This is a genomic window from Sphingobium cupriresistens LL01 (genome assembly GCF_001046645.1).
GTDB lineage: Bacteria > Pseudomonadota > Alphaproteobacteria > Sphingomonadales > Sphingomonadaceae > Sphingobium > Sphingobium cupriresistens.
The window spans coordinates 53,804-59,803 of the sequence record NZ_KQ130441.1 but is presented as its reverse complement, the minus strand read 5'-3'; the positions used below and the strand labels follow the sequence as shown (position 1 = coordinate 59,803).

The 6,000-nt window shown below is 63.2% G+C and carries 10 protein-coding genes and 1 pseudogene; 4 read left to right on the top strand and 7 right to left on the bottom strand.

Annotation, left to right across the window (positions count from 1 at the left end):
* Positions 1 to 203 (bottom strand): annotated as a pseudogene (locus tag V473_RS23830) (IS6 family transposase); the annotation flags it as partial.
* Between the two features lie 155 nt (positions 204 to 358).
* Here V473_RS23830 and V473_RS21990 point away from each other — a divergent pair.
* The gene (locus V473_RS21990; protein ID WP_015449382.1) at positions 359 to 649 is read left to right on the top strand and encodes a hypothetical protein; all 291 of its coding nucleotides are present in this window, start codon (positions 359 to 361) and stop codon (positions 647 to 649) included.
* Here the strand turns inward: V473_RS21990 and V473_RS21985 are convergent.
* From V473_RS21985 to V473_RS21965, 5 genes are read right to left on the bottom strand one after another with little or no spacing between them, the layout of a single operon-like run.
* Positions 646 to 1,272, bottom strand: a complete 627-nt coding sequence (locus V473_RS21985; RefSeq protein WP_013038661.1) for a histidine phosphatase family protein — start codon at positions 1,270 to 1,272, stop codon at positions 646 to 648. The two genes, V473_RS21990 and V473_RS21985, sit on opposite strands and share 4 nt — an antisense overlap.
* Entirely contained in the window at positions 1,269 to 1,454 is a 186-nt protein-coding gene (locus V473_RS24295; RefSeq protein ID WP_020818094.1) for a hypothetical protein, read from the bottom strand. The genes V473_RS21985 and V473_RS24295 overlap by 4 nt, the downstream gene beginning before the upstream one ends.
* A complete protein-coding gene (locus V473_RS21975) occupies positions 1,441 to 1,635 on the bottom strand; it encodes a hypothetical protein (protein WP_021223634.1) in 195 nt (64 codons plus the stop codon). The genes V473_RS24295 and V473_RS21975 overlap by 14 nt, the downstream gene beginning before the upstream one ends.
* 54 nt (positions 1,636 to 1,689) lie before the next feature.
* Positions 1,690 to 1,971 carry a helix-turn-helix domain-containing protein gene (locus V473_RS21970; protein ID WP_013038658.1) on the bottom strand — a complete coding sequence of 94 codons (282 nt, stop codon included), beginning with the start codon at positions 1,969 to 1,971 and terminating at the stop codon, positions 1,690 to 1,692.
* Entirely contained in the window at positions 1,968 to 2,291 is a 324-nt protein-coding gene (locus V473_RS21965; RefSeq protein WP_013038657.1) for a type II toxin-antitoxin system RelE/ParE family toxin, read from the bottom strand. Before V473_RS21965 ends, V473_RS21970 begins: the two co-directional genes overlap by 4 nt.
* Positions 2,292 to 2,709: 418 nt before the next feature.
* Here V473_RS21965 and V473_RS21960 point away from each other — a divergent pair, with 418 nt between their 5' ends.
* The 3 genes from V473_RS21960 (at position 2,710) to V473_RS21950 (ending at position 4,383) form a co-directional block, all read left to right on the top strand.
* Complete coding sequence (locus tag V473_RS21960) at positions 2,710 to 3,342, top strand: transcription elongation protein SprT (RefSeq protein ID WP_066609338.1); 633 nt, start codon at positions 2,710 to 2,712, stop codon at positions 3,340 to 3,342.
* 121 nt (positions 3,343 to 3,463) lie between these two features.
* The gene (locus V473_RS21955) at positions 3,464 to 4,099 is read left to right on the top strand and encodes a nucleotide-binding protein (protein WP_004213364.1); all 636 of its coding nucleotides are present in this window, start codon (positions 3,464 to 3,466) and stop codon (positions 4,097 to 4,099) included.
* The gene (locus V473_RS21950; protein WP_013038654.1) at positions 4,099 to 4,383 is read left to right on the top strand and encodes a ribbon-helix-helix domain-containing protein; all 285 of its coding nucleotides are present in this window, start codon (positions 4,099 to 4,101) and stop codon (positions 4,381 to 4,383) included. The genes V473_RS21955 and V473_RS21950 overlap by 1 nt, the downstream gene beginning before the upstream one ends.
* A gap of 28 nt (positions 4,384 to 4,411) precedes the next feature.
* Here the strand turns inward: V473_RS21950 and V473_RS21945 are convergent, their stop codons facing one another.
* Positions 4,412 to 5,419, bottom strand: a complete 1,008-nt coding sequence (locus V473_RS21945; RefSeq protein WP_021240124.1) for a replication initiator protein A — start codon at positions 5,417 to 5,419, stop codon at positions 4,412 to 4,414.
* Between the last annotated feature and the right edge of the window lie 581 nt (positions 5,420 to 6,000).

Sequence of the window (6,000 nt, the reverse complement as noted above, 5' to 3'; positions counted from 1 at the left end):
CGCCGCCAGAACCAGCGCAGCCGCTTCTCCATCTCCGGGGCGTAGCACTGGACCCAGCGATAGATCGTCGTATGGTCGACCGAAATGCCGCGTTCCGCCAGCATTTCCTCAAGGTCGCGATAGCTGATCGGATAGCGACAATACCAGCGCACCGCCCACAGGATCACATCACCCTGGAAATGGCGCCACTTGAAATCCGTCATCGTTCCGTCCGTCCAATCTCCGCCAAGCATGCTCAAGCTTCACGATTTTTGCAACAGAGCCGGCGAACGGATCGCCGCTCGCCATACCGTTCGCCGGCGGCCTGCTACTCGGTCGCTTCCAGGCCGAACCAAAGATCGACAATTCAGGCGGCCATGTGACCTTCAACAAATATTGTATGCGGAATCACACCGTCTTTTACCCCACCCCGACGAATTTCGTTGTGCGAACCTACGTCAATCCGAAGCTGTTGAGGCCGGAACAGCATGAGATCGTGCGCGAGATGGAGGCATGGCTTGCGGCGCACCAGGCCGAAGCCGAGGCGGCCGTCATGCAATATCACCGGCTTGAAGATAACGACCAGGGCGAGTTTCTGGACTCCGCGAGCTGGGCGACGCTGCAAGCAGATTTTCAGGCTTTGTGGCCCCGGCTTTCCGCGCAGTTTTAGGCCGTGCCGGCCAGCGCCGGCGCACAGGACCAGCGGCCACCTTCCCAATGAAATCCTACCCGCTGCGCGTTGGCGATCGCGGGCGGCTCGCCCTTGCGCCAGAACGCCCGCATCTTGGCCCGTTCGTCCAGATGGGCGTCAGCGACGATCGCGCGCGCGGCCTGGATGAACTGCCCATGCCCGAACACATAGACCAGCGATGCAGCCGGCATGGCGGCGAGCCGCGCCAGCGCGGCCTCGCAGCGCCGTAGCAGGGTGGCGAAGCTCTCCGCCCCTTCCCCGTCGCAATAATCAGGATCGGCCGCGCTCCAATAGCGTTCGAGGTGCGGCATCCGCTCCGCGCTGCGCGTGCCGTTCCAGCGCGCCGGTTGCAGATAGGTGAACTCTTCGATCGGCCACACTTCGACCGGCACGCCGGGAAAGCGCGCGATCGTCGGCGCGGCCGTCTGCCGGGTGCGCGTATAGGGCGACGTGACGATGAGCGCGGGCGCTTGCGTCCAGCTCGCCGCGACTTCGCGCGCCTGTTCCTGGCCCAGCTCCGTCAGCTCGATCGCGCCGAGATCATCGCAGGGCACGCCGGCGTTGCCGGTGCTTTGGCCGTGGCGGATGAAAATCGCCCTCATAGCCGGTTGTCCCGGAGCCGATCGGGCGTCCAGCCTTCGGGCAATTCGTCGCCGGGTTCGGGAGGCCGATCGGGCACCTTGGCCAAGATGCGGTCAAGACCATCCAATGTGGAGCCTTTGGAACGCCGCCTGAAAAACTCCGCAGCCGTTTCCCCTTTGCGCGGCCGATCAATCGCCATCATGCAAATCCGTCATAAGCGCATCGACGCTGGGGAAGCGTGCCCCCTTCCCCGCTTCCAGTTCCTCGATCGCCGCGCGCGTCGCGGCTTGGCCGGTCAGCTCGGCCGTCGCCGCCATTTCGGCCTCGAACTGCGCCTTGCGCGCCTCATACTGGGCGCGGCGCTCTGGACTCCAATCCTTCATGCGATCAGCCACAAGATCGCGAAACGGGCGATGGCCTGCCATTTTGCCCGTCGCTCAGGCCGCTTCTTTCAGCGTCAACTCGACGTGCAGATGGGCCGACGCTGCAATGTTGACGAGCGCATCCAGGGAGAACTTGGCCAGCTTGCCGCGCAGCAGATCATTGGTCCGGGGCCGTGTCAGCCCAAGCCGCTTGCCCGCTTCGTCCTGTGAGACATTCCAGCCCTGCACCACCTTGCGGATTTCATACAGCAAGGACGAGCGCAGTTTCAGGTTCGCGGCCTCCTGCTCGGTATCAGCGAGCGCGTCCCACACGTTCTCATAGATTTCCGATGTCATTGCTCCGCCTTCCATCGTTTCAACCTTTGCGCCGCGAGTTCGAGGTCTTTCTTTGCCGTTGCCTGCGTCTTTTTCTGGAACGCATGAAGCACCAGAACCCGGTCTTCCAACGTCGCCAGATAGATCACCCGGAACGCGCCCGACGCTTCCCGGATGCGAATTTCCCGAACGCCTTGCCCCACGGTTTTCATGGGCTTCCAGTCGTCGGGATCGTCGCCGCGTTGGACAAGCTCAAGCTGCCAACCGGCATCTGTTCGCGCATCTTCGGGGAAGGCGCGAACATCGGCCTTGCTACTTCCCAACCACTCTACCGGCTTCATGAGGCTGGGTGTATCAAAACGGAGACATTAATTCAAGCTCCTTCGCCTTGGGCGTTCGGAGGCTGGGATTTGCGCCTGCCGCTGCGCGGCACCGTGGCCCTACTCGCTGCGCTCCCCAAGCCCGCAAGCGGTCTTGGCCCAAGGTGACGACCCACATGGCGGGGGCGAGATCGCAAGCGGATCTCGCTAGCCAAGGTGCCGGCGTTCGCCGGCGCGTCGTCTGCCTTGTGGGGGAAAGCCGGTCCCGGCCTTCTCTCCCCCGCAACGGGATTAGACGGGGCCGTGCCTCGCTGCGCTGCGGCCGCTCCACCCCCATCGAATCCCGCTGCCCCCCTCTCCCGCCGGCGTTCTTGGGCGTCCGTGTTCCGGCCGATGGCATGGCCATCGCCGGACAGGCGATTTGAAGGGAGTAAAGACGATGACCCACGAAACCCGCGAAAGCTGGCTCAATGCCGTGGCGCAGGGCATGGCTCCGCTGTTCGAGGCGCTGGACGCCCCCCTGCCCGACCGCGTGCGCGTGGCGATCGGCTTCACCAGCAGAGGCGCGAAGGCCAAGGCGATCGGCGAGTGCTGGGATAATCGCTTGAGCGCGGACGGCCATTTTGAAATCTTCATCCGGCCCGACCTGGCGCACGCGCCCGACGCCATGCCGGCGCAGATCGCGGCCATCCTCGCGCATGAGCTGGTCCATGCCGCAGTCGGCATCCCGGCAGGGCATGGGAAGGCGTTTAAACGGGCCGCCCTTGGGCTGGGCCTAGTCGGGCCGATGCGCGCCACCACCCCCGGCGAGGCGTTCCTTGCGGCCATCGCGCCGATCTTGGAGAGCGTCGGCCCCCTCCCCCATGCCCGCCTTGATACGGATGGAGAGTCGACCGCGCCCAAGAAGCAGAAAACCCGGATGCTCAAATGCGAGTGCGCGACGTGCGGCTATACCGTCAGGACCGCGCGCAAATGGTTGGAGCTGGCCGGAGCGCCGCTTTGCCCGATCGAGGATCACGGCCAGATGCAGCATGAGCCGCTGGACGATGACGAGGCCGAGCCGGAGGAATGATGCGCCGCGCTTTCGTCAGTTCAGATTCAGCGCCGCCCTATCGTCATTTCAGCGACGATAGGGCTTTCCCTCTCGGTTCACCGCGTATACAAGTATAGGACTATACGTGTAGGAGTGTAGCATGAAGGTTCTCGCCATTCTCTCACAGAAAGGGGGCGTCGGGAAAACGACGCTCGCCACCTGTCTGGCGGTCGCGGCCGAGCAGGCCGGCAAGGTCGCTGCGATCATCGACCTGGACCCGCAGGCGACGGCCTCGTTCTGGAAAGACGTGCGCCAGCTCGACACGCCCGCCGTGGCGTCGATTCAGCCGGTGCGCCTGCCCGCCATGCTCAAAGCCTGCGAGGATGCCGGCACCGATCTTGTCGTGATCGACGGGGCGGCGGTCGCGCGCGACGTGGCCTATGAGGCAGCGCGCCAAGCCGATTTCATCCTGATCCCGACCAAGACGGCCGTATTCGACACCATGAGCATGACGCACACGCTCGACGTTGTGCGCCAGCTCGACCGCGCCTTTGCCGTGGTCCTTACCTTCGTGCCCCCACAAGGTCAGGAAACCGGCGATGCGATTCAGGCCGTGGCGGAGCTGGGCGCGACGGTTTGCCCGGTGACGATCGGCAACCGCAAAGCCTTTTTCCGCGCCCAAGCCGCAGGCCAGGCCGTGCAGGAGTTCGAGCCGCACGGACCAGCGGCCGACGAAATCCACCGGCTATACGAGTATACAACTATACGCCTATACAATGAAGCGGAGGCGGCGTGATGGCGAAGGGCGGAAACAGTCTGCAAGCGGTGCTGAACCGCGCCAAGGCGGACGGAGACGCGGCCCCGGCACCAGCGCCGGCGATCGAGCCGGTAGACGTGTCCCGCAAGGCCCCGCCGAGCGGCCGACAGGGGACCAAGTTGATTGGCGGGCATTTCCCCCCGGAGGTCAGCACACAGCTTCGTATTATCGCGGCCGAGGAAGGGACGACCGTTCAAAGCCTGCTAGGCGAGGCGCTGGACGACCTGTTCGTGAAGAAGGGGAGGGGGCGCATCACCAGCTAGTATAGGTGTATAGCTGTATACGCCTATACTAGCGCAAGGGGGCGGTCTTGTGCTTGTTGCGGCAGAAGCCGATGAAGGCGGCGCGGGGGCTTTTCAGTTCCGGCCGTCCGCTGTCGATCCACCATGACACCCATTGGTCATAGAGCGCATACACGTCATAGCCAGGCGCAACGCTCTTGGCGTCGTGGAAGCCTTCGGGGTCGATATAGGGCCGTTCGGGTTCCGCCTCGATCGCCTCGACCGTATCCAGCGCCTCGCGATTGCGGAACGTGACCGTATCGCCGTTCATTTCCACGGCATAGTCGGGCAGATGATCGTGCGCGACGAGATCGCGCAGCATCGAGCGGAACACGCGCAGATGGCTACTCGCGCCAGTCTTTTTCTGTAGCGTTTCGACCGAGATCGACCATTTTTCCTGCGCGCCGCAATGCTTGCGCGCCAGCTCGTAGATGCGCCGTTCGAGCGGCTTGCGGAGACGGAAATAGTCGCGGTGCAGCGTCAGGACACTGCGCCCCTCGACCATCTTGAACAGCCAATCGGAGAGCGTGACCTTGATTTCCGACATTTGGCCGGAGCGGGTTTGCCGCACGATCCGCCATTCGTTGATGAGGCCGAACCCTTCGGTGATTTCCTCGCCATCGGCCTTGATGTTCGTGGTGATCCGCGTCCCCGACAGGCGCTCGAACGCGCTCCGCAGTCGGTCATAGCCGTCGCCATCGGTTTGCCGGTTGGTCCACACTAGCAGATCGCGCGCCGTGAGGTGCAAGGTGCGGCTCGGCCGCTCGCCCTGGTTCATCTTCCCGATGAGCTGGGAGATGCAGTAGATCAGAATATCCTTGTCGTGGATCGTCGCCAGCCCTTTGACGCTGGGGACGATTTCGAGCTTGTTGCCGTTATGCTCGTAGCGGAACACGCGCCGATCGGGCTTGGTCGCGAGCGAGAAAATCGGATGCTCCATCGAGGCCATGTCATCCTTGGGGATGGCGTCGAGAACATCGCAAATGAACAGATCGGGATCGGGATAGCGAACCGGCAACAGGGGAGGGCGACCCTCCGCGCCGTTCGGGGTTTCGTTGACGGCAAGCGGAAGTTCGGGGTTTCGTTGACGGTCAGGCTCGATTCGGGGTTTCATTGACGGCCACCGTAGATTCGGGGTTTCATTGACGCAACGAAAAAGTTCGGGGTTTCATTGACGCTCGCCGACGATTCGGGGTTTCGTTGACGCAGATTCGGGGTTCTGGAGTCACCGGATTCGGGGTTCCGTTGACGCCCAAGGCCAAAAAATGGCCGATTTCACTATTATATTCAGTATCTTACGGAGACGCCAAAATCCCGTAACACGACTCTTTAACCCATATATTAACACTAGGCCGCCCTGTGGATAACTTTTGCCGCGACGTGGTTTCACCCACCAGCATCCCGCCAGATCGGACAACCTGTCCCGGAAATCGGGACAGAGGCAGCGCGACTCACTGGCGCAGTGCTTGAAGCACGGTCAGAGGGAAGAAAAGCGCCGCCTCTTGGGGGCTTCGCCCCCGCCGGCTCGCGGCCTGCGGCCGCCCCGGATCGCTTTGCGATCCTCCCACCCGGCATCCCCCATGATGAGCCGGCTTCGCC

What these genes read in the sequence shown, in the direction of transcription:
- V473_RS24295 (WP_020818094.1), bottom strand. Translation starts at nt 1,454, where the DNA reads ATGATGGCGATTGATCGGCCGCGCAAAGGGGAAACGGCTGCGGAGTTT.
- V473_RS21955 (WP_004213364.1), top strand. Translation starts at nt 3,464, where the DNA reads ATGAAGGTTCTCGCCATTCTCTCACAGAAAGGGGGCGTCGGGAAAACG.
- V473_RS21985 (WP_013038661.1), bottom strand. Translation starts at nt 1,272, where the DNA reads ATGAGGGCGATTTTCATCCGCCACGGCCAAAGCACCGGCAACGCCGGC.
- V473_RS21960 (WP_066609338.1), top strand. Translation starts at nt 2,710, where the DNA reads ATGACCCACGAAACCCGCGAAAGCTGGCTCAATGCCGTGGCGCAGGGC.
- V473_RS21965 (WP_013038657.1), bottom strand. Translation starts at nt 2,291, where the DNA reads ATGAAGCCGGTAGAGTGGTTGGGAAGTAGCAAGGCCGATGTTCGCGCC.
- V473_RS21970 (WP_013038658.1), bottom strand. Translation starts at nt 1,971, where the DNA reads ATGACATCGGAAATCTATGAGAACGTGTGGGACGCGCTCGCTGATACC.
- V473_RS21950 (WP_013038654.1), top strand. Translation starts at nt 4,099, where the DNA reads ATGGCGAAGGGCGGAAACAGTCTGCAAGCGGTGCTGAACCGCGCCAAG.
- V473_RS21975 (WP_021223634.1), bottom strand. Translation starts at nt 1,635, where the DNA reads ATGAAGGATTGGAGTCCAGAGCGCCGCGCCCAGTATGAGGCGCGCAAG.